Source organism: Variovorax sp. OAS795, assembly GCF_040546685.1.
GTDB lineage: Bacteria > Pseudomonadota > Gammaproteobacteria > Burkholderiales > Burkholderiaceae_C > Variovorax.
In genome coordinates, this window is sequence record NZ_JBEPOH010000001.1 from 2701955 (window position 1) to 2724299 (window position 22345).

At 67.6% G+C, this 22345-nt stretch carries 15 protein-coding genes; 12 read left to right on the plus strand and 3 right to left on the minus strand.

The window, feature by feature from the left end:
- Window position 1: 1 nt before the first annotated feature.
- The 9 genes from ABID97_RS13010 to ABID97_RS13050 all read left to right on the plus strand — a co-directional run bounded on the left by ABID97_RS13010 (window position 2) and on the right by ABID97_RS13050 (window position 12251).
- Complete coding sequence (locus ABID97_RS13010; RefSeq protein ID WP_354398882.1) at window positions 2–676, plus strand: DotU family type IV/VI secretion system protein; 675 nt, start codon at window positions 2–4, stop codon at window positions 674–676.
- On the plus strand, window positions 673–4479 hold the full coding sequence (locus ABID97_RS13015; RefSeq protein WP_354398883.1) for a type VI secretion protein IcmF/TssM N-terminal domain-containing protein: 3807 nt from the start codon (window positions 673–675) through the stop codon (window positions 4477–4479). The genes ABID97_RS13010 and ABID97_RS13015 overlap by 4 nt, the downstream gene beginning before the upstream one ends.
- 35 nt (window positions 4480–4514) lie before the next feature.
- A complete protein-coding gene (locus ABID97_RS13020) occupies window positions 4515–6206 on the plus strand; it encodes a serine hydrolase (protein ID WP_354398884.1) in 1692 nt (563 codons plus the stop codon).
- 157 nt (window positions 6207–6363) lie between these two features.
- A complete protein-coding gene (locus tag ABID97_RS13025) occupies window positions 6364–7362 on the plus strand; it encodes a helix-turn-helix domain-containing protein (protein WP_354398885.1) in 999 nt (332 codons plus the stop codon).
- A gap of 85 nt (window positions 7363–7447) precedes the next feature.
- Window positions 7448–8437: an AraC family transcriptional regulator gene (locus ABID97_RS13030; protein WP_354398886.1), complete on the plus strand. Its 990-nt coding sequence runs from the start codon at window positions 7448–7450 to the stop codon at window positions 8435–8437.
- Between the two features lie 108 nt (window positions 8438–8545).
- Window positions 8546–9538: a helix-turn-helix transcriptional regulator gene (locus ABID97_RS13035; protein ID WP_354398887.1), complete on the plus strand. Its 993-nt coding sequence runs from the start codon at window positions 8546–8548 to the stop codon at window positions 9536–9538.
- Window positions 9539–9593: 55 nt separating this feature from the next.
- Window positions 9594–11231, plus strand: a complete 1638-nt coding sequence (locus tag ABID97_RS13040; RefSeq protein ID WP_354398888.1) for a D-alanyl-D-alanine carboxypeptidase/D-alanyl-D-alanine-endopeptidase — start codon at window positions 9594–9596, stop codon at window positions 11229–11231.
- Between the two features lie 83 nt (window positions 11232–11314).
- Window positions 11315–11860, plus strand: a complete 546-nt coding sequence (locus ABID97_RS13045; RefSeq protein WP_354398889.1) for a DUF4124 domain-containing protein — start codon at window positions 11315–11317, stop codon at window positions 11858–11860.
- A complete protein-coding gene (locus ABID97_RS13050; RefSeq protein ID WP_354398890.1) occupies window positions 11853–12251 on the plus strand; it encodes a DUF2845 domain-containing protein in 399 nt (132 codons plus the stop codon). The genes ABID97_RS13045 and ABID97_RS13050 overlap by 8 nt, the downstream gene beginning before the upstream one ends.
- Before the next feature lie 5 nt (window positions 12252–12256).
- Here ABID97_RS13050 and ABID97_RS13055 read toward each other — a convergent pair whose 3' ends face one another.
- Window positions 12257–14113 carry a serine hydrolase domain-containing protein gene (locus ABID97_RS13055; protein ID WP_354398891.1) on the minus strand — a complete coding sequence of 619 codons (1857 nt, stop codon included), beginning with the start codon at window positions 14111–14113 and terminating at the stop codon, window positions 12257–12259.
- A 40-nt stretch (window positions 14114–14153) separates the two neighbouring features.
- Window positions 14154–15338: a serine hydrolase domain-containing protein gene (locus ABID97_RS13060; protein WP_354398892.1), complete on the minus strand. Its 1185-nt coding sequence runs from the start codon at window positions 15336–15338 to the stop codon at window positions 14154–14156.
- Window positions 15339–15714: 376 nt separating this feature from the next.
- On the opposite strand from ABID97_RS13060, the gene ABID97_RS13065 reads away from it, so the two are divergent.
- Entirely contained in the window at window positions 15715–16722 is a 1008-nt protein-coding gene (locus ABID97_RS13065; RefSeq protein WP_354401756.1) for a helix-turn-helix domain-containing protein, read from the plus strand.
- 160 nt (window positions 16723–16882) lie between these two features.
- Window positions 16883–18952 carry a hypothetical protein gene (locus ABID97_RS13070; protein WP_354398893.1) on the plus strand — a complete coding sequence of 690 codons (2070 nt, stop codon included), beginning with the start codon at window positions 16883–16885 and terminating at the stop codon, window positions 18950–18952.
- 71 nt (window positions 18953–19023) lie between these two features.
- Here the strand turns inward: ABID97_RS13070 and ABID97_RS13075 are convergent, their stop codons facing one another.
- Window positions 19024–20172 (minus strand): glycoside hydrolase family 5 protein, encoded by a 1149-nt coding sequence (locus ABID97_RS13075; protein WP_354398894.1) that lies wholly within the window; start codon window positions 20170–20172, stop codon window positions 19024–19026.
- A 246-nt stretch (window positions 20173–20418) separates the two neighbouring features.
- On the opposite strand from ABID97_RS13075, the gene ABID97_RS13080 reads away from it, so the two are divergent.
- Entirely contained in the window at window positions 20419–22335 is a 1917-nt protein-coding gene (locus ABID97_RS13080; RefSeq protein ID WP_354398895.1) for a serine hydrolase domain-containing protein, read from the plus strand.
- Window positions 22336–22345 lie beyond the last annotated feature (10 nt).

Here is a 22345-nt window from a genome sequence, read left to right on the forward strand (position 1 = left end):
GATGAGACTGGTCGACTGCTTCATTCCTGCGCTGGCGGTGGTGCGCCAGTTCGCCGATGCGCCGGCGGACGACGCGCCCGTGCTCGCCGCCCGCCTGCAGCCCCTGCTTGCCACCGCGCAGCATGACGGGCTCGCGCTCGGCGCTTCCGAAGAGGATGTGCGCAGCGCGCTGTTCGCAGTCTCCGCCTGGGTCGACGAAGCGCTGCTCACCTGCAACTGGCCGGCCGCCGAAGCCTGGCAGCGCCTGCTGCTGCAGCGGCAGTTCTTCGGCGTCTCCAATGCGGGCGTCGCCTTCTTCCAGCGGCTCGCGGAGCTGGGCGACGGGCGCGCCGACGTGGCGGAGGTCTACGTGCTGTGCCTTTCGCTGGGATTCAAGGGCCGGTTCGGCCATGGCGGCGACGCCCGCGAGCTGGCCGACATCCGGCTGCGCGCGATGCGGCGCGTGCTGGCCCATGCCAGCGCCAATGGCGTGTCCGAGGCCGAGACGCTGGTGTTCCCGGGCGCCAAGCCTGCGGAGCCTGCGCGCGGCGCCGCGGTGCGCCGGTCTCGCTGGATGCCGTCGCGCCTGAGCGTGGCGGTGCTGTCGATCTCGGTGCTGACGCTGCTCGTCCTTTACCTGGTCTTCTTTTCGATCCTGAGGCAGCAGGTCCACGCGATCTTGCCGTTGATCCGATGAAATCGCTGCGCAAGTTCATCGTCTGGGTCCTGGTCCTCTTCCTGCTCGCGGTGTTCGGGTGGGCGGTCACGCTCTATCTCGGCTGGCCGTGGTGGAGCGCGATCGCCATCGTGTCCGGCGCACTCGGGCTCTACTTCTTCTATCGCTTCGCGCGCAGGCTGGTGGTCGCCGCGCGTTCGCGCAGCGCCATCGCGCTGCCGGAGGCCGAGCAGCGCCAGCGCACCGAAGCCATGTCGCCCAAGGCGGTGCTCAAGCGGCGCTGGAAGGCGGCCGCGGACACGCTGCGGCGCTCGGCGCTGCGCCGGCACGGCAACCCGCTCGACGTGCTGCCCTGGTACATGATGGTCGGCCGCTCGGGCGCAGGCAAGACGACGGCGCTCACGCGGTCGCGGCTCAGTTCCCCGTTGCAGCAGATCGACCGCAATGCGCCCATCGAGCAGACCGCCAATGTGGACTGGTGGTTCTTCGACGATGCCGTGGTGGTCGATTGCGCCGGCCGCTACGTGGAGTCCGAAGGCTCGGCCGAAGACCGCGCGGAATGGGGCGTGGTGCTGGACCAGCTCGCGCGCTACCGGCCGCGCGAGGGCATCAACGGCCTGGTGCTGGCGATCGACGTGCGGCGCCTCCAGCAACCCGACCGCGACAGCCTGGCCGAGGAGGGCCGTGCGCTGCGCGAGCGCATCGAGCAGCTGATCCGCCTCTTCGACAAGCGCTTTCCGATCTACGTGCTGGTGACGCAGTGCGACCATATCTACGGCTGGGAAGAATGGTCGGGCCGGCTGGAGCCCGGTGCGCTCGATCACGCGATGGGCTACCTGGTGCCGCACAGCGAAAGCGGCTTCGTCGACCGCGCGTTCAACCGCATCGGCCAGCGCCTGGGCCTGCTGCGCCTGCAACTGGCGGCGCGCGCCCCGGGCGCCACGCCGGCGCTGCTCATGTTCCCGAGCGAGCTGGAGAACATCAAGGCGGGCCTGCGCCTGTTCCTGGACGCCTGCTTCAGCGACCACCCGTACTTTGAAAGTCCGTTCCTGCGCGGCCTGTTCTTCAGCAGCGGCGCACAGGAGGGCGGGGCGGTCTCGACGCTGCTGCCGGACCTGCCGCCGGTGCCGGCGCACCGCGCCTCGCATGTGGGCCTGTTCCTGCACGACTTCTTCGGCCGCATCCTGCCGACCGACCGCAACGCGAGCCTGCCGGCCGCGCTGGTCAACCGCTGGCGGCGCGCCACGCGCCACATGGGCCTGCTCGCGTGGCTGGCGCTGTGCCTGGCGGCGGCCCTGCTGATGGCGGCCGCGTTCGAGCACAACCGCGAGACGATCGCGCTGGTGCGCGACACCTACCCGCTGGACGCGAAGTTCGTCGGCAACCTCGACGAGGATGCCCGCACGCTGGAGCGCATCAGCGAATCGCTCTCCGTCGTCGAGAAGCGCAACGACCGCTGGGTGGCCGAGTGGATGGTCGCGACGAGCGAGGTCGGCGAGCTCGAGACGCGCCTGCAGCGCAGCTACGTGTCCAACTTCCAGAAGTATGTCGAGCGGGGCAGCTATGCCGCCTTCCAGGAGCCCGGCCCCAAGAGCACGCTGCCGGTGCAGGCGCTGCGGGCCGGCCGCATCCATAACCTGGTGCGCTATATCCATCACATCCAGAGGCGCATGGCGGGCGATTCGCAAGCCCAGCTCACCGAGCTTCCGGGATTGCTGCCGGCGGACCCCGCGAACGGTGTCAAGGCGGACACCGTGCGCCGGCTCGCCCGGCTCGAGGTGTCCTACATCGCCTGGCATCCTGCCGACGACGGTTTCCTGGACAGCCACCTGGCCTCTTCGCAGGCGCTGCTGAGCCAGCAGGCCTACGCCAGCCAGCCGCCGTTCTCGTGGGTGCGCGACCTGCCGGCCGATGCCTTGCTGGGCGAGGACGTCACGCTGGCGTCGTTCTGGCAGCCCCTGTCCCGTGCGGGCGCCGGGCCGATGGACGCCAAGCTGGCGCCGGAGCTGGCGGAGGTGCGCGTGCCGGTGGCCTTCACGGCCGCGGGCCAGCGGGCCATCGACGACTTTCTCGACAGCATGGCCGAGAGCGTCAAGGACCGGCCGAAGTTCGAGCGTGCGCGCGAGCAGTTCAACGCCTGGTACAAGCTGCAGCGCGCCAACGCCTGGTACCAGTTCGCCGCGCGCTTTCCGGCCGGCGAGCAATTGATCGCCGGCGAAGACGCGTGGCGCGCCACGCTGGTGCGCGTCGCCAACGGCCAGGACCCGTACGCGATGCTGGCCGACCGGCTGCGGCGCGAGTTCGAGGCCTTGCCCGACGACGAGCTGCCGCAATGGCTGCTGCTGGCGCGCACGCTGTCGCGGCTGCAGGGCGAGGCGCGCATCGGCGGGCTGGTGGCCGGCAGCCAGGCGGCATCGCTGTTCAGTTCGATCAACGCCGTGGGCGGTCGCGCGCTCCAGCAGGTATCGACCAGCCTGCCGCAGGGCCGCGACACGCTGCGGCGCGACCTTGCGCTGCGCCAGCAGCTGCGCCAATACAACGTCAGCCTCGATGCGGTGATGCGCGAGGCGCTCGACGGCGCCGGCAAGGCGCTGCCGCTGGCGGCCGACTTCCACGCCTACGGCATCGATGCGGCGGTGCAGTCGTCCAAGCTGCGGGTGGCGGCCGATGCCATGAGCGAACTGAAACAGGGTTCCGGATTCGACACACCCGAAAGCGGCGTGGTCTGGAAACTCGCGAGCGGCCCGCTGCACCTGCTGCTGAGCTACGTGGAGCAGCAGGCCTCTTGCGCGCTGCAGAAAGACTGGGAGACCGGCGTGATGTGGCCGCTGCAGAGCGCGACCTCCATGACCCAGATCATGGACCAGCTGTTCGGCGCGCAGGGCACCGTCTGGGCCTTTGCCGACGGTGCGGCCAAGCCGTTCCTGCACCGCAATGCCACGCGCTTCAGCATGGTCGAGACCCGGGGCTACACGCTGCCGGTGACGCCGGCCTTCCTGCCCATGCTCAATGGCGCGGTCAACAAGCGCGTCGAGCAAATGGTGTCGCAGCAGCAGCTGGAAGTCGCACAGCGCAAGCGGGCGGCCGACGGCGAGAAGCGGCAGCTGGAGTCGAGCCAGGCACTGCAGGCCATCGACGCGCGCCTTGCGGAGGCCAAGCAGAAGGCCGACGCGCTGCGCGTGGCGCCGCTGCAGCTGACCATCACCGCGCAGCCGACCGGCGTCAATCCGGAAGCGACGGTGAAGCCCTACCTCACCACGCTCACGCTCAAGTGCGCCGCCGCGGCCAAGGTCATCAACAACTTCAACTTTCCGGTGACCGAGCAGCTCGCGTGGAGCCCAGCGCAGTGCGGCGAGGCATCGCTCGAGATCAAGATCGGCGACCTCACGCTGGTCCGGCGCTATCCGGGTGCCACGGGCGTGGCCGATTTCGTCAATGACTTCCGCGACGGCACGCACGACTTCGGCGCCGCCGACTTCCCGCAGAGCCGCGCGAGGCTCGACACGCTGAAGGTCGCAAAGATCAGCGTTCGCTATGACTTGCAGGGCCAGGATGCGCTGCTCGATGCGCAGGCGCAGATCGCCAAGCTGGCGCGCGACCAGCAGGAGATGGGCGCCGAAAGGCAGCGGCTCACCGCCCGGCAGCTCAGCGAAGCCCAGGCGCTGGTGGACATCCGCGCGCCCGGCGCGCAGGGCGAACCCTTGCTCCAGGTCTCGGTGCCGCCGCGCATCGGCGGCTGCTGGAGCGCCGAGAGCCGGAGCAAATCGCCCCAGACCCTGCAGGCGATGTTCGACGCGCTGGTCAAGCCCGCCGCATCGCCGTAGCCCAAGACTTTTCGTTGTTGTTATCCCACATTGCCATGAACATCAAGAAGATTGCTCTTTCACGAACCGACGATCCCGTGGGGCCTGGAAAGCCGCTCCCTGCAGCCAGGCTGCGCAAGATGGTGTCGATTGCCTTCACGTGCGGGAGCCTCGCGCTGTCCGGTTGCGCTGGCGGCAATGGCGCCACCGTGGTGCTGCCGGTGGGCGCCGCCACCGGTCCCTCGGCCGAAGGCTCGCCCGCGCAGACCTACGCGACGACCATCCCGCCGGGACAGGTCGACGCGGCCATCGCCAGGATCGACGAGCTGGCCGAAGAAATGATGCGCCGCTCGAACGTGCCCGGCATGGCCGTGGCGGTGGTGAAGGATGGCCGCACGGTGTACGCCAAGGGCTTCGGCGTTCGCCGCATCGGCTCGCCCGAGCCCGTCGATGCGGACACGGTGTTCCAGCTCGCATCGATGTCCAAGTCCATCGGTGCGACCGTCGTCGCGGGCCTCGTGGGCAGGAACGTGGTGTCCTGGAACACGCCGGTCGCGGACAAGCTTCCGGGCTTCACGCTCTCGGACGACTGGATCGGACGGAACGCGACCATCGGCGATTTCTATGCCCATCGCTCGGGGCTTTCGAAGTCCGTGGGCGATCAACTCGAAGACCTGGGCTATGGCCGGCAGGAGGTGCTGCAGCGGCTTCGCCATGTGCCACTCGAAGGCTTTCGCACCCACTACGCCTACACGAATTTCGGCCTGACCGCGGGCGCCGAAGCGGCTGCCGTGGCGTCGGGGCTCGACTGGGCGACGCTCTCCGAGCGCACGCTCTACCAGCCGCTGGGCATGACGTCCACGAGCTCGCGCTTCGCCGATTTCATGCAGCGCGGCAACCGCGCATCGCCGCACGTGATGCGCAATGGAAGCTACCAGCCGCTCTATCAGCGGCAGCCCGATGCGCAGTCGCCCGCCGGCGGCGTGAGCGCCAGCGTGAACGACGTGGCGCGCTGGATGGCCATGGTGCTCCAGAACGGCAGCCATGAAGGCCGTCCGTTCATCAAGCCGGAGGCCTTGCTGCCCGCGATCAGTGCGCAGATGGTCTCCACGCCTTCGTCCAGTTCGAACACGCGCGCGAGCTTCTACGGCTACGGTTTCAATGTCGGCACCTCGCCGTCGGGACGCGTGAAGCTCTCGCATTCGGGCGCCTTCCTGCTGGGCGCGGGCACGGCCTTCTCGATGATTCCATCGGCCGGCGTCGCGATCGTCACGGTCACCAACGCCGCGCCTGTGGGCGCCGCGGAAGCGATGAACGCGGCCTTCGACGATCTCGTCGAGTTCGGCAGGGTCACGCGCGACTGGTTCCCTGCCTACCAGGGCCTGATGCAGCCGCTGTACGCCCCCGAGGGCTCGCTGGCCGGCCAGCCGCCGCCAGCCCAGCCGGTGGCGCCCCTGGGCGCCAACGCCTACGTCGGGACCTATGCCAACAGCTACTACGGCAACGCGGTGGTCGAGGCGGGCGCCGCGGGCATGGTGCTGAAGATGGGGCCGGGCGGCATCAGGACGTTCCCCTTGCGCCACTGGAGCGGCAACACTTTCGTGATCGACCTGTCGGGCGAAAACGCGGAGCCGGGGTCCGTCTCCAAGATCGACTTCACGCCCGGCCCTTCGGGCCTGGCCGCCAGCGTGCAGATGGAGTACTACGCGCAGGACCTCGCGCACGGTGTCTTCACCAGGTCGCCCTGACGCCCACGCCAGCGAACGCATGCCGAGCGTACCTCTGTGCCTGCTTCTCGCGCACTTGCGCAAGGCTGCGCCCTCGCGTGCGAAAGGCGGCCCGGTCGTGGGAAGGGGCGGTGAGCCGGGGCGCCAGCCGGCCCCGGCCGGCCCGCCGGTCGCGTTGATGGCACGCGCTGCCGGCACCGAGGACGCGCCGCCTGCGATGGGCCGGCGCCTGATCACGTCCGACGGTTCGGCCCACGTCGTGCGCCGCAGCGATTCCTCGGCACGCATCCTCGCTTCGATGGGGCTGGAGATCACGCCGAACCAGCCCTTCCAGGGGCTCGGTGTCTATTGGGAGGACACGGCCGGCGTGGTGGGGCAATGCGAGCTGCCGCCGTCCGACATGCACGCGAGCGTGCCGGGCCTCGGCGTGGGGCGCGATGCCGACGTGTGCATCTGGCTCGTCGAGCGGGGCCAGCTCACGCTCGAGCAGAACAACGGCATCCCCGCGGAGTTCGGCGCGGGCAGCCTCCTGCTGTGCGACCTTGCCCATCCGCTGCGCGGCCGCTGGGATCGCTCGCGGCTCGCCTTCATCCGTTTGTCCAGGGAGCGGCTAATGCAGGTGCTGGGCCGGACGCCGCCCGCGCGCGGGCGCCTGGCCGAGACGATCCAGCACCACGGTCTCGCGCCGTTCCTCGGCTCCCAGCTCGACATGCTCGCAAGCCATGGCGCCACCCTGGCGCCGGCCGACCTCGACACCGTGCTCGCCGGCATCTTCCAGACCGCCGAAGTGCTGCTCAAGTCGGTGTTCACCCCGGTGCCCGAATCCGGTGGGGCGCCGGGCGCCGACCGGCTCCAGGCGGTGCACCGTTTCATCCAGCGCAACCTCCACCGCCACGACCTCAGCGTGGACGACATCGCGCGCGGAACCAACATCTCGCGCGCCCAGCTCTATCGCCTTTTTTCTTCGCAGGACAAGAGCGTGCATGCCACCCTGCGCGAGGAGCGACTGGCCAAGAGCCTCAGTTACCTGAAGCAGCCGGAGAGCAGCCGCCTGAGCATCGGCGCCATTGCGCACGCCTCGGGGTTCTCGGACCAGGCCGTGTTCGGCAAGCTCTTTCGCCAGCGCTTCGGCATGACGCCCCGGGAGGCGCGGCCGGCCGAAGCGGAAGAAGACTGAGCTTCACCTGACCGGAAATATCCGGATACATTAGGCTCACCGCGCGACTCGGGTCTTCGAGAAGCGAGCATCCTGGATGAACCCCATGCCGCCGGCTCTGCTTCCTTTCAACATGCTCGACGGCCTGCAGAAGGCCGGCATCGACCTGGCCAAGGTGGCCGTGCGCGCCGGCCTTGCGCCCGGCGACCTGAAGAAGCCGCTCACGCCCGAGCAGGCCGACCGGGTCTTCGTCGTGATCTACGAGACGGTCGACAACCCCGCCGCGGGCCTGGCGCTCGGGCTGCAGCCGATGCGCGCCGAGCTGTTCGGGGTGGTGGGGTTTTCCGCCATGACCAGCCCCGACTTCGGCGCCGCGCTCGCACGCATCGCGCGCTACAACGCACTGGTATCGGCCTGCCAGATAGACATCGTTTCGGACGCCGACGCCTGCGAAGTCCGCATCCGCTACGACGGGCCGCCGCGGCCCTACGGCCGCTCGCGGCTGGACATCCAGATGGGGACGCTGCTGACCTTCGGCCGCATGTTCACCGAACAGGCCATCGTGCCGCTGCGCGTGATGCTGACGGAGCTGCCGCCCTACCACGCGCACTACGCCAAGGCCTTCGGCTGCGAGGCGCTCTTCGACCAGCCGCACGACGCGATCGTGTTCCGGCGCGCCGACCTCGACTTGCCGCTCGTGAGCGCCAATCCCCACGTGGCCGCGCTGTTCGACAACGCGGCCGAGCGCGACCTGCGGGCCCATGGCGCTGCGGGCGGTCGAACGGCGGGGGCGGTGCGCGAGATCTTGCGAGAGCAGTTGCGCGGCGACGCCCCGGACATCGAGGGCGTGGCGACTGCGCTGTCCCTCAGCGCCCGCACGCTGCAGCGCCGGCTCGCGGAGGAGGGGGTGCGTTTCACCCGGCTGCTGGACGAAGCCCGCATGGAGATGGCACAGCGCTATCTCTCGGCCGGCCGCGCGAGCCTGACCGAGATCGCCTACCTGCTGGGCTTCTCGGAACCCAATTCCTTCTTCCGCTCCTTCAAGCGCTGGACCGGCAAGACGCCGGCGGATTTCCGGCAGGAACGCGGTCACTAGCCGGCGCTGCTTGGCGCGCTGGGATAGTGCGGTGGCAGCCGCAACACTTGCCTGAGTGGCGGGTGGCTCCTATCTTTGCATCGTAAAAAAAACGATGCACCAACTCCCTTGAATCCCCTCGGCGCCACCTCATTCTTCGCCGGAACGCAGCAGCCGCCGTCTCCAGGCGTCGGCGGGCTGCGGGCTGCGGAGGGCATCGCCCATGCGGAGCCCGGGGCCGGCACGGCGGCCCATGTGCTGGCATCGATTGGCGCCGCGCAAGGTGTGCTGTGGAAGGACGGCCGGGGTGCGGTCGGGCACTGCGACGTCGCACCCAGCGAGCAGCACCCGGGCGCCGTGTCGTCACGCGGCCCGCACGATGGCGCCACTTCCATCCTCATGATCGAGAGCGGCGCGCTCTGCATCGAGCAGGACAATGGCATGGCGTCCAGTTTCGGCGCTGGTGCGATGCTCCTGTGCTTCAGCGCACATGCACTGCGGGGCCACTGGGATCGCGCCCGCTTCAGCTACGTGCGCCCGTCCAGGCAGCGGCTCGCGCAAGTGCTCGGCCGCGAACCCGGCGGCGCGCTGCGAAGCATCGAGCCGCTTCGCCATGGCCTGGCGCCGTTCCTCGGCGCGCAGTTCGGCATGCTGAAAAGCCACGGTGCCATGTTGGCGCCGGCCGACCGGCAACACGTCATCGACAGCATCTTCCAGACCGCCGAGGCCGTGCTGAAGACGGCGCTGGTGCCTCTGCCGCAGGAGACAGCCGCGCATGTTCCCGAACGGCTGGGTGCGGTCCATCGCTTTATCGAGCGCAACCTGCACCGGCAAGAACTCAGCGTGGCGGAGATCGCAGAGCGGAGCAACATCTCGCGCTCCAACCTGTACCGCCTGTTCGACGGCCAGGCCAACAGCGTGCATGGCACGCTGCGGGAGGAGCGGCTCCAGCGGGGGTGGAGCTACCTGCATCGCGCGGAGAGCGACCACCTGAGCATCGGTGCCATCGCGCATGCCTGCGGATTTTCCGACCAGGCCGTGTTCAGCAAGCTCTTTCGGCAGCGCTTCGGCATCACGCCGAGGCAAGCCAGGTCCCGGCCGCCGGAGCAGGAGCAGCATTGAGCGCAACGCACCGGCGCAGATCGCCGGCATCGTCTCCATTGAACCGAAACAGGCCATGAAACCGATTCACCACGCAAGCGCCGCCGTCTTCGCCCTGGCGTCCATGCTGCTCACAAGCTGCGGTGGCGGCGACGGCGGCAACACCTCTGCCGCCAGTCTTCCGGCGCAACCGGTTCCCGCAGAGATCGCCAGCATCCTGCAAAAGCCCGTGTACCGCGACGCCCGCTGGGCCCTGAGAGTGGTCGACCTCGACACCGGCCGGGTGATCCACGACCTTGGCGCCGGGCAGCAGATGCTGATCGGCTCGGTGCGCAAGCTGTTCTCGGTCGGGCTGGCCCTCGAGGCGCTGGGGCCCGAGCATGTGTTTCGCACGCCGGTCTACCGCCGCGGCGCCATCGACGGGGCCGGCGTGCTCCAGGGCGATCTCGTCGTGGTGGCGAGCGGCGACCTGGCCATGGGCGGCCGCACGAATCCGGATGGCAGCTTCGCGCTTCCCGACGAGGACCACAACGAAGCCAACGCGCTTGGCAATGCGACGCTTCCCGCGCCCGACCCGCTCGCGGGCTTCGACCGGCTCGCCGCCCAGGTGGCCGCGTCCGGCATCCGCCAGATCGCGGGCGAGGTGATCGTCGACGACCGGCTGTTCGAGCACTTCGACTTCCGCGGCGAGTTCAAGGCCGGCCCCATGTTCGTGAACGACGATGTGGTCGACGTCGTGATCGGCAAGGACGCGAGCGTCGATTGGCGCGCGAAGTCGCAGGCCTTCAGTGTCCAGTCCGGCCTTGCGGTCGGCGCTCCCGGCAGCGCGCTCGACATCTCGCTCGAACCGGAGCTGCCTTCATGCCTTGGCAGCGCGCAATGCCATGGCCGCGTGGCGGGCACGCTGCCATCCGACTTCGTTCCGCCGTTCACGGGCCGCTTTCCGCTCGTGCGCACCTTCCGGATCGTGGACCCGTCGACCTATGCGCGCACCGTGCTCATCGAGGCGCTCGCGCGTGCCGGCGTCACGACCTCGGCACCGGCCGTGGCCCTCAATCCCTCGCGCCGGCTGCCCAGCCTCGCGGCGGGCTCTCCCTATGCACCCGAGACGCGCGTGGCCGAACTGGCGTCCCATCCCTACAAGGATTTTGCCCGGTACGTGCTCAAGGTGAGCTACAACCTGGGCGCCGACGCAAGCCTGGTGCTGTTCGGCCTGACCCGCGGCGCGAGCAGCCTTGCCGCTTCGCAGGTGGCCGAAGCCGCCGTGCTGGCGGACCAGTTCCGCATCGCGCCCGAGACCATGCATTTTGTCGACGGCAGCGGCGGTGGCCTCACCACCGCGACCAATGAAGCCGTGACTTCGCTGCTTGCGGGCATGCGCCGGCGCCCGAGCTATCCGCAGTTCCGCGATGCGCTTCCGCAGTTGGGCATCGACGGTTCGCTCGGGTTCGTGAACGACTTCGCGGCCGATCCGGCACTGGCCGGCGCGCGCGGCCAGGTCCATGCGAAGACCGGCACCTTTGTTTCCGGGTCGGACAAGGGACCGGTGCTTCGGGCCCAGGCGCTGGCCGGCTACATCGACACGAAGAACGGCCGCCACCTCGCGTTCACGCTGGCCGTCAACGACGTGGGCGTGATCTCAAGCGTCGACGACATCCCGCCGGTGTTCCAGGATTTCGGCACCATATCGGCATGGCTGTGGAAGCTCTATTGAGTGGGCTCGCGCGGCTTCGGCCGATGCTGCACATGCGTTCGTCGAAGCATGCTTTTTGCACGCAAGGGCCCTATAGTCCGTGGATGAAATTCCTTCTCGCCGCGCCCTTGATTGCGCTCGCTTTTCCCGCGGCCGCCGTCTACAAGTGCCAGGGCGCCGACGGAAGAACCAGCTTCCAGGAGGTACCTTGCGCGGCGGTCGAGAAGCAGACCGAAGTGCGGACATTCGCCTCGCCTGCAGCACCGCCGGTGCCGGCTGAACGCCCCGGCGTGCAGGGCCCATCGGTCAACGAAGCCATCGCCGGGCGCTACCCGGTCCGCGGCATGACCCTGGGCGAGCTCCAGTCGGCCATGGGAGACCCGGTGCGCGTCGACACGGGCGACTACGAGGGCGGCTATACCGAGCGGCGCACCTACCAACGGCCCGGCGCCACCCTCCATGTCTACACCGAGGACGGCATCGTGCGCTCGGTGCAGACCTCGCAGAACACGCGCGTCGCACAGCGCCCATGCCCTTCGGCGCAGGACATCAGGAACGAAGAAGTTTCCGCGAACAGCATCTCGCTGAGCTCGAGCGAACGCCGCGAGCGGCAGCGCAGGATCCAGCGCATGAAGGCGTGCAGTGAATGAACGGTGCACAAGCCCGGCCGGCCAACTCGGCGGTATCGTGCGCGCCTGCGTGGCCGCGGCGCTGCTGCTCGTGTCGACCCTGCACGCGGGCCACGTTGCGGCGCAGTCGCTGAACTGCGGCGGCGGGTTCTTCGGCGTCGGCGATTCGAAGCTCGCGGTGCTGCAACGCTGCGGCGAACCGATGTTCAGGCAAGCCGTCTGCATACAGCGACCGCAGATGGCCTGGGCACCCTCGTACCACCCCGGCATGCCGCCCCAGCAGGTGCTTGTGCAGCAATGCGTGCCGATGGAAGAGTGGACCTACCATCGCGGGCAGGGCAACTTCATGGGCATCGCGCGCTTCCACAACGACACCCTCGAATCCGCACGCGACGGCGCCAGGGCGCCCTGACGGTTTCAGGACGGGGCAGCGATGCGGCGAAAGATCGAGCCGTTGCTGGTGATCTGCTCTGCGCCATCGACGGTGCGGAACACCAGCTCTGTGAGATCGCGGCCGTCGTTGACCGGCACCTTCACCGTCATGCCGGCACGGGTGTCGTCCAGCGGGCGCAACAGGTCGGCATCGGCCCACATCAGGTAGCCGGGCAGTTCGGGCAGCAGGCTCAACGTGGCGCGCTGCAGGCCATCGCGCACGGCGACCGAATCGGGCGCTTCGTTCGCCACTTCCCAGTGGGTGCCGACGCGGGCCTGCCAGGCTGGCGAAAGGGGGCCTTGCAGCGGCGCGAGCTGTTGTCCGAGCGGCGCCGTCGCCCAGTAATGGCCGTTGCCGCCGGGCCGGCGCTGAATCAGGTAGCGCAAACTCCGCAGCACGACGAACTGGAACGAGGAGCCATCGCCCGTCTCGCTCCACCACCTGCCGTCGCTGCGCAGCGCAAGGCCCTCGTACATCGGCGTCCAGCCTGCGGCCTCCCAGCGCCGCAGGTTCAGGCGGCCGTCGGCGAAGGCGGCCTGGATCGGCCCGCGGTAGCTGCCGTAGATACCGGCGACGGAGGGGTCCGGCACCGCCACGGCGGCCGCGGCCGGCGGCGCATGGCTCACGGGCTCGGGCAGCGAGGGGATTGCGCGGCGGTCCTGCAGTGCGTGCAGCATGATTCGCTCGGCCAGCACGGAGGCGCCGTAGCCGAGGCTGTTGCCGGTCAGCATCAGCACCATGTCGGCTTCGGGCAGCACGTAGAACTCGCTGCCGAAGAATGCGGTGCCGCCGTTTTTCTGCCACGCGGTCTGGCCGACGGCGTTCATGCCGAACTGGCGCACGTTGTCCCAGCCGAGGCCAAACTGGAATTCGGGGACCGGGTTGATCAGCAGCTTGGTGGTCTGGTTGGTGCCCATGTCGGCCACGCCGGCAGCCGAGACGATGCGCCTGCCCTCGAACACGCCGCCGCCGATGAACATGCGGCCCAGGCGCAGCATGTCGCCCGGCGTGCTGGCCAGGCCGCCCGTGGCGTAGGCCGAGACAAATTCCTCCGGCCACTGCTTGCCGTCGAACGGGTGGGCGAAACTGCCCTCGGCGAAAGGCGCCAGGGTGTAGGCCGACTGGTTCATGCCGAGCGGCTCCAGGATGGCTGTGCGCACGAACTCCGTGAAACTCCTGCCGGTGATCGCCAGCACCACGCGCTCGATCATCGTGAAGCCGTCGTTGCAATACACCGCCAGCTCGCCGGGCTCGTGCTTGAGGTGCGTGTCGGCCAGCGCGGCCTCGGTATTGGCGGCGTAGTCGGTGTGCGATGCAAACGCGAAGATGTTGCGGGTGTGCGTGCCGGGCACGCCCGACGAATGGCTCAGCAGGTGCCGAACCGTGATGCGGCGGTAGCCGTCGGACAGCATGCGGAATTCCGGCAGGTACTGGACCACGGGTGTGTCCAGCGCGACCAGCCCGCGGTCCCGCAGGATCATGATGGACAGGGCCGCCAGCACCTTGCTGACCGAGCCGATGTTGAAGCGCGTCTGCGTGCCGGCCGGGATGCGGGCCTCGCGGTCGGCCCAGCCGAAGGCTTCCTGCCACACCACCTGGCCGTTGCTCCACAGCGCCACCGACACGGCGCCGGTTCCGCTCTTGGCCATGGCGTTCGTGATGGCCTCGCGGCCCCAGTCGACGGCGGGTGTGCTGCTTGCCGAGGCGCTCGAATACGCGCCGAGCGCAGAGCCGTTGCTGCCTCCGCCGCACGCGGGCAGGATGATCGGTGCCAGCAGCGCCAGGCCTGCGTGTTGCAGGCAGCGGCGGCGATTCAGGCCTTGGAGAAAGTCACTGGTCATGGAGCGGCAGGTTGGAGGAAAGTCTGGCGCGAAGCGCGGATCAAGGCACGTGGGAGGGCGCAAGGCGCTCCGCGATGCGGCGGTACAGCCGGTCGGACATGTTGCCTTCGGGCGAGGCCGGACCCATCGTGGTGGTGACGGCGATGGCGATCTTTTGCGAGGGCAGGTAGGCCATGAGGCCCGAATAGCCGAAGAAGCTCGGGTTCTGCAGGATCCAGCCGTTCGACACCAGGATGCCGAGGCCGTAGTAGCGCTGGCTGTTCATCGGTGCCAACGACGCGGTGCGCGGCTCCAGGAACTGTGCAAAGCCCTTGGGCGAGAGCAGGCGCCCGGTGGCGATCGCGGCCGCCGAGCGCATCACGTCGGGGACGGTGCTGGTCATGATGGAGCCTTCGGCGATGGTCCACGAAGGGTTCCAGTCGGTGCTGTCCTCGTACTGGCCGCGGTCGGTGGAGAAGGCGTGCAGCACCGGCGCCGGAATGAACGCGGTCGAGTCGCTGCGCGTCTCGCGCAGGCCCAGCGGCTCCAGGATGCCGGTGCGGATCAGGTCCGCCACCGGGCGCCCGCTGGCCATCGTCATGACGCGGCCGAGCACGACGAAGTTAGTGTGCGCGTACGAAAAGCAGGTGCCGGGCTTGCACTTCATCGGCTGCGAAAAGGCGGCGGCAAGCAGCTCGTCCTGCGTCCATTGCCGATGCACATCTTCATAGAGCGGGAGAACCTTCAGGTCCACGTAGTCCGCATAGCCGGAGGTGGAGTTGGCCAGCATCGCGAGCGTGATCTCGTCGGCGTGCGGAAAGTCGGGCAGCCATTTGGAGAGCTTGTCCTCGATGCCGAGCACGCCCTGGTCCTGCAACTGCAACAGCGCGGTCGTCAGGTAGGCGATGGCGATCGAGCCGCTGCGCCAGTGCATGTCGATGGTGGCCGGCTGGCCCGGTGCGGACTCGCCCCAGGCTTCGGTCAGGAGCGGCGTGTCGCCCACGCTCACGCTCACGATGGCCGATCGCAAGTCGAGTTCGACCATGGCGTCGCGCACGATGCGGCGCACCCGTTCCGCCGTCGGGGCCGCATCCATGCAGCCCGTTTCGAGCGCCACCTGGCCGGCGGGGCATTCCGGTGCGGCGAAGCTCAGGTTCGCGGCGCCGCTGCTGCCGTTGCCATCACCGCCGCAGGCTGCAAGAAGGACGAGGAGGGCGGCGGCCGCTGCGCGTGGGATTGTTGTCATGGAGCCGGTGAGGGGGTTGGTGATCGACTCTTCGCGCAAGCTCCTGGCGCCGCCATGCGGCCGTACCGCATCGTCGAGATCCGTTCGATTCTCGCGTTCCGGCCCGCTGGCTGGTGCTTAAGTTTCATCGGTAATGCGGCCCGCGCGAGAAGGCCGCGAAAAGCGCTTGCCTGCGAGCGCGGAACTTGCACTTTTTTCCGTACATCTTCACTACATCGGTAATTTGCAGCGGCGCTTCGCACGCAACAGAATTGCGCGGCCATTACGTTCAAAAGAATCGCGCTGTCTTCATGCCTGATGTGACCTGCCCATTTCGACTCACCGGCCGTGTGGACCCAGCGTCCCGGACCGCCCGGGAGCGGTCACCGTGCTTGCCATGACGCCGGGCGCATCCGCCGAAGCGGGACTGCCGCCGCCGCCGGACGGGCTTCGCCTGTTCTCCTCCGACGTTTCCGCCGCGGCGCCGCGGCAGGGCGATTTCCCGGGCCACATCCTGGCATCGATGAACCTGGAGCTCGTGTCCGACCAATCGGTGCGCGGCCGCAGCTTCCTGTGCGAGGACGCCAAGGGATCGGTCGGGCACTGCGAGGTGCCGCCTTCCCAGGTCCGGTCGGTCCGGCCGCCCTCGAGCGCGCCCCGCGAAGCCGACCTGTGCATCTGGCTGATCGAGCGGGGCCAGCTCGGCATCGAGCAGGACCATGGCGTCCAGGCCCGGTTCGGTGCCGGCAGCGTGCTGCTGTGCGATCTCTCGCAGCCGCTGCGCGGCCATTGGGAACACTCGCGCTTCGGCTACATCCGTCCCTCCAGGCAACGGCTCATGGAACTGCTGGGCCATGCACCCCCGCCGCGGCCGCGCGCGGTCGAGACGCTCGAACACCTGGGGCTCGCCCCGTTCCTCGCCTCGCACCTCGAGATGCTCGCGGCGCATGGTGCGGGCTTGACCCCGCTGGACCTGGAAACGGTGCTCGGGGGCATCTTCCGGATTTCCGAGACCTTGCTCAGGTCGGCCTTCGCGACCCGGCCCGAGAGCGGCAGCTCGCATGCCGGCGACCGGTTGGAAGCGGTGCGCCGGCACATACAGCGCAACCTGCATCGCCACGACCTGAGCGTGGCCGACATCGCGCACGGCACCAGCATCTCGCGCGCCCAGCTCTATCGGCTGTTCGCCTCGCAGGACAAGAGCGTGCACGGCACCCTGCGCGAAGAGCGCCTCGCCAAGAGCATGAGCTACCTGAAGCAGCCCGAAAGCGGCGGCCTGAGCATCGGCGCCATCGCGTATGCATGCGGCTTCTCGGACCAGGCCGTGTTCAGCAAGCTCTTTCGCCAGCGCTTCGACATGACGCCGCGGGAAGCACGGGCCTGCGCATGCGCCACGCCCTCATGAAAAGCGGCTCGGCCGCGTGGCCCGGGCGGCATGCGAAGGGCTGGCGCCGGACCGGCTTTCGTTTCATATGCAATAAGCGGGCCCTTTATTCGCCGTGCCGCCGCAGAATCCAGCGCAGTTTCGTCCACACGAGATGCTCAATTTTTCAACGAGGAATCAGATGAATTTCCAGATACGAGGAATGGCGGGCCGCCGTGTCCCGGCATCGTTGCCCGGTGCCGGTGCGCTCCTGCTCGTGCTTGCATTGGCCGGCTGCGGGGGCGGCGACAACAGCGCGAGCCTGCCGGCGTTCTTTCCGACTGCCCCGCCGCCTGCGGCACCGCCCGCTGCGGGGCCGGGACCCGGCGCCGACGTCGCGTGCACGGACATCGATGGGAGCAAGATGAATGTCAAGGCAAAGACCATCACCATCAACAACAACACGGCAGGCACGATCTATCCTGTCTTGGCAACCAGCCAGAATGCGACGAATGAATGGATCCAGGCGTGTTTCCGCGACACCAGCAAGCCGTACCCGACAAAGTTTGTCTACAAGCTCTATGTGAACGAGGGTGTGGGACTGGCGAAAGGGGCTTCGGTCACGATCACGCTTCCACTCTTCAGCGTGCTGTCCAAGGAAGAGGACCGCTACATCACCTGGTGGAACGGTGGACGTGTCTTGTTGGCCGATAACAATGCGAGATTGCGCGCCGCCGAAGACGTCAAACTGCCGGATCCCGTCGGAATCAGTTGCACCGCCGGGTGCAACCTGACGACCTATTCAAGCGTCGTGGGGCTGCCAGAGAACGTGTACGCCCAGTTGTCGGAGTACACCTTTGGTGCGTCCATATTCCCGCCGGGCGATCCGAAGCGGTTGTTGAAGCCCGAGAACGTGGGATACAACATTTCATACGTCGATCACGTCTATATGCCCGTGGCCATCGGCGTCAGAAGCAACCCGTACATCGGTTTCAGCGGGTCGGCGCAAGCCTTGGATGCCTTCAGGCAAACCCTCAGGTCGTTCCTGACAACCAACGGCGATTTCTGGCCGGTCTATAACCTGAGCCAGTTGAAATTGCCTGGTGCCTACAACACGTTTGCACAGCGTACGGGCGACCAGAACGCAGAGCCCGACGTGCCGGTTGGTACCGGCAATTTGCGGCCTACCCTGGTCCCGTCGAGGTGTGTGCCCGGGAATGATGGCTTTTCTTCGGCATGTACGCCGGAAGAAAGCAAGAAGCTCGGAGTGGGGGTCCAACGCATGCAGAACCTGTGGGGCGCATGTGTCAATTGGGGTGCCGAGGACATCAGCAAGCATGTGGATGCCCAGCCCGTATGCCCGGACAACTTGAAATCGACCATGGAAGAGGTGAAGCAGTTCTTCCAGGCCAACCAGGCAAAGTACGTCGGGCTCTACGCTTCGACGTGCGATGCGACCGAGTTCCCGCCGACCCCCTTCAATTTCCTGACCGCCCTTTCGCACATCTACGGTTGGGTTCCATTCAATGAACGTTGCGGCGCGGGCGTGAACGCGTTGGCCGAGACCCCGGGCTGGGATCATGCCAAGGTCCAACTGGAATATATCCAGAACTTGCAATACAACTACGATCAAACGCCCACGCCGCCCGCAGATCGGATTTTCAATCCTTATGTCAAGCTGATACACAAGGACCTCGACATGGCTGCCTACGGATTTTCAGTCGACGACTCGGTAGGCTTCATGAGCGAATTGGGAGACGGACTTGTCTTCAACGTCGGCGGAACCAACGGCCTTGAGAACGAAGCTGCGTTCAACTATGTCGACGGGTTTTCAGTAAGCACGGGTGGACCGGACGGCCCTGAAAACATTCCGGTGATCAAGAAGTACGGTGCCTGCGCACTGGTGGGCGGGAAGGCGGATTGCGGTGGCGACGTCATCATGCCAACCAACACGCGAATCATGGGATTCAGAGTTGGAACGCCGTCTGCTTATCCTTTGGAGGTGCACTTCACCGATGCGAAAAGCAACGAATACAAATTCACGGTCAAGAAGCCTTTTGCCGCATGCAAGATCGATTCGAGCAACACGGCATGTGCGCCCATCGCGCCGGCAGACCTCGTAGATCCGCTGGCCTGCAGCGTGGTCAATGCGAGCGGTGCGCTCCACGCCAATTCGGCTGCATGGTGCAGGCAGATTGTTCCGGTTCAAGCCAAGACGGGCAACAAGGTCGAAAACTACTTCAACACGACCAGCCCCGTCGATCTGCTCTAGCACTCGAAACCCGGCAATAACCGCTGCGAGCGCCCGGCCCTCCCAGGGCCGGGCGCTTTTTTTTCTGCGGTTCAGTTGAGGAAGGGCGTGAGCCAGTTCATCTGCGGACGATCGCCACTGCTCTGCGGTTCGATGGAGAACGGGTAGGAGCCCCACCAAGGACCGCCCGCCCACCAGGCCCAGCCGGCCCACTGCGCGTCGTTGTCCTTCATGTGCTGCAGCATCGCGGTGATCCCGAGGCGGCAGGTCTCGTTGTTGCCACCCGCGAATTCACCGAGCATGCCGCGCTTGCCGTGGGTCTTGAGCCATCCGGTGAAATCGCGCAGGCGCTCGACCCCGATGGTCTCGCTGACGCAGGTGTCCAGCTTGCCCGCGCTGTCGCCATCGAGGTACTGGTGCACTTCGAACACGAGGTTGTTGCCGCTGTCGGTCACGGCAAGCATGGCCTCGGCATTGGGCGTGCCGTAGGAGTTCGCGAACCAGCTGTGCGCGCCTGTCCAGCCGTTGCCCGGCACGGTGATGACATTTGCGGCGCCGGTCGCGCGGATGGCGGCGATACCGGCATTGGCGGCCGCGACCCAGGTCTCGGTGGACATGTCGTGCGGCTCGTTCATGAGTCCGAACAGGACGCGGGGGTTGTCCTTGAACTGGAGCGCGAGGCGCCGCCACAAGTCGGCAAACGCCGCCTGGGGCACTTCGGCCGAGCCGATGACGCTGGCGTGCCAGCGCGCGTAGTTGTGGGGGTCCAGCAATACATCGGTGCCGCCGGCCGTGGCAGCGGCGACGAAGCTCTTCAATCGTTCGAGTTCGTTCGAATCCAGTTCCTGGTTGAGTTGCGGTTGCAGCCGTTCCCACAGGAAGGGCAGGCGGACCAGGTTCATGCCCTTTCGCTTGTAGTAGCCGACGCTGTCGTTGGCCGGGTAGATGTAGTCCTGGCCGTGGATGCCGGGCAGCTTGCTTTCGCCGAACTCCGCGCCGGCCAGGCTCACGCCGCGCCAGGTGGGTTTGGGGCTGGTAGCAACGGGTGCTGCCGTTGCGTCCGGCGGTGCGGCGGCCTCGGGGGGCGTTGCGGGCGCGGCGGGTGCAGCGGTCGAAGGCACGAGGCCGGGGGTGCTTGCGATGCCGCCGCCGCCTCCTCCTCCGCCGCATCCGGCCAGGGACAAAGTGAAGGCCATCGCCATGGCGAGCTGCGGCAGTTCGAATCGGGGCTTGTGTGTCATGTGGGTGGCGCGTTCGCGCGTTCAGGGTTCGATGTTCAAGAGCGTCTCTCAGGCGCATCGCGACCCTTCGGGATTCTGGCCATCCCTCGCGCGGGCGGGCGCTCAAGTTTCATTGGTAATCCGCCGGGACGCGCAAACACGCTTCCCGGCGGCCTCGTTTCACTGCAGAGCGCTTAAGCTCGATCGATCCACAAGAAGAGGTTGTTGCAGCCACCCGCGGGATGGCTCGCACCACGCAAAGGAACCATGACTGCAACCCACGACCCCGCGAGCCTCCACGCTTCTTCCCTGCGCATGTCGCGCCGCCATTGCCTGGGCCTGGCCACGGCAGGACTGGTCGCGCCGCTGCTGCAAGCCTGCGGCGGAGGCGACTCGAACGGGGGCGGCGCGGCCTCGCTCTCGGCCGACTCCTCGAGTTCCGAGGCGGTGCGCTGGTGCCGCGAGGCCATCCAGGCGGCCCTCGGCAAGAGCGGCAGCGCCACCACGGCGATCTCCGTCGCCATGCTGGCCGAGGACCGCGTGATCTGGCGCGAAGCCTTCGGCCTTGCCGACCGCGAGCGCGGACTCCTGGCCACGCCCGACATGCGCGTCAACATCGGCTCGGTCTCGAAGATGTTCGCGACGCTGGCCGTGATGATCCTTCGCGACCGCGGCAAGCTGGCGCTGGAGCAACCGGTCGTCGAGCTGCTGCCTTCCTTCCGCATGCTCTCGCCGAACTACACGCGCATCACGGTGCGCCACCTGGTTTCCCATGCATCGGGGGTGCCGGGCACCAACTACCGGAACGCCTTCGGTTTTGCGCCCGTCCCCGGCTACCTGCAGGACACGATGGATGCGCTGTCGCAGTCGCACCTGAAGCACGAGCCGGGCGAACTCTCGGTGTATTGCAACGATGGATTCACCCTGGTCGAACCACTGGTGCGCGAGCTCACGGGCAAGAGCTTCACCGACTTCGTCCAGCAGGAGATCTTCGACCCCCTGGGCATGAGCCTGTCCGGTTATCCCCTCGGGTACCTGCCCGAAGGGACCTTCGTGCATCCCTACTACGAAGGCCAGCGGCAGCCGCAGGAGATGATGCCCTGCCATGCCACCGGCGGTGCGTTCTCCACGCCCACCGACCTGCTGAAGCTCGCGCGCCTGTTCCTGGACCAGGGCACGTACCAGGGCCGGCGCATCGTCTCGGCGGACGCCATCCGCGAGATGGGCGTGGACCAGGCCGCCTATGTGCGCATCGCCAATCCGGCGGCTTCGTCCACGACCTGGGGACTCGGGTGGGACGACGTCCGGGAGCAGGGCGTGGCGGCCGGGGGCTTGCAGGCCTGGCAGAAAGGCGGCGACTCCTTTTTCTTCGCGTCCCGGTTCATCGTGCTGCCGGAGCCGCGGCTGGCCATGATGATCAGCGGCAACGGCTTCGACTACGGCGCCGTGGCGCTGGTGCAGGGCGCGATGTTGCGCGCGGCCCAGGAGCGCGGCGCGATCAAGGCCCTGCCGCCCAGCATGGCCCGGGCGGTGCCGCCGGTGGTGTCTTCGTCGGCGGACATCTCGAAGCTCGCCGGCATCTATGCCAGTGAATCGCGGCCACTCCAGGTGCTGGACAATGGCGACGGTTCGTTGAGGCTCAACGTCTGGTCTCCGGCTGGCCGGTGGGAGCCCGTGGCGGGAATCGGGGATATGCGTGAGCGAAGCGACGGCGCCTGGTGGTCCGACGAATATGCCTCCGCCTACATTCGCTTCCCGACGGTCAAGGGACATCCCTACATGGTGTCGCACGCGCTCTCGGGCAGCCAGCAATACTGGGCCGGCACCATGCTGGGCGAGCGGCTGCCGCCACTGGACGCGCCGCTGCCCGACGCCTGGCGCGCACGCGTGGGCAGCCGCTGGGTCTGCACCAACGAATCCCCGGACTCGACGGCCAGGCTGGAGGGAGCGAGGACCGGCCGCATCGGCGAGCTGAAGGAATTGCCGGGCTATATCTTCTGGGCCGACAAGCAATTGCTGCGGGTGATCGACGACCACACCGCGGGCATGACGGTCGAGATTCCTGGATTTGCGGGCCGCGATCTGGTCGAATTGCGCATGGTCCCCGTGCAGGGGGCCGCGAGCTCCCCGGGGCAGCCCGAGGAACTGCACGAAGGCAGCTTCGTCTTCATTGCGCAATCGTAGTTTTCGAGGA

Coding starts and splice junctions, on each gene's coding strand:
- ABID97_RS13070 (WP_354398893.1), top strand. CDS start 16,883: ATGAATTTCCAGATACGAGGAATGGCGGGCCGCCGTGTCCCGGCATCG.
- ABID97_RS13010 (WP_354398882.1), top strand. CDS start 2: ATGAGACTGGTCGACTGCTTCATTCCTGCGCTGGCGGTGGTGCGCCAG.
- ABID97_RS13075 (WP_354398894.1), bottom strand. CDS start 20,172: ATGACACACAAGCCCCGATTCGAACTGCCGCAGCTCGCCATGGCGATG.
- ABID97_RS13040 (WP_354398888.1), top strand. CDS start 9,594: ATGAAACCGATTCACCACGCAAGCGCCGCCGTCTTCGCCCTGGCGTCC.
- ABID97_RS13025 (WP_354398885.1), top strand. CDS start 6,364: ATGGCACGCGCTGCCGGCACCGAGGACGCGCCGCCTGCGATGGGCCGG.
- ABID97_RS13015 (WP_354398883.1), top strand. CDS start 673: ATGAAATCGCTGCGCAAGTTCATCGTCTGGGTCCTGGTCCTCTTCCTG.
- ABID97_RS13045 (WP_354398889.1), top strand. CDS start 11,315: ATGAAATTCCTTCTCGCCGCGCCCTTGATTGCGCTCGCTTTTCCCGCG.
- ABID97_RS13055 (WP_354398891.1), bottom strand. CDS start 14,113: ATGACCAGTGACTTTCTCCAAGGCCTGAATCGCCGCCGCTGCCTGCAA.
- ABID97_RS13030 (WP_354398886.1), top strand. CDS start 7,448: ATGCCGCCGGCTCTGCTTCCTTTCAACATGCTCGACGGCCTGCAGAAG.
- ABID97_RS13060 (WP_354398892.1), bottom strand. CDS start 15,338: ATGACAACAATCCCACGCGCAGCGGCCGCCGCCCTCCTCGTCCTTCTT.
- ABID97_RS13065 (WP_354401756.1), top strand. CDS start 15,715: ATGACGCCGGGCGCATCCGCCGAAGCGGGACTGCCGCCGCCGCCGGAC.
- ABID97_RS13020 (WP_354398884.1), top strand. CDS start 4,515: ATGAACATCAAGAAGATTGCTCTTTCACGAACCGACGATCCCGTGGGG.
- ABID97_RS13080 (WP_354398895.1), top strand. CDS start 20,419: ATGACTGCAACCCACGACCCCGCGAGCCTCCACGCTTCTTCCCTGCGC.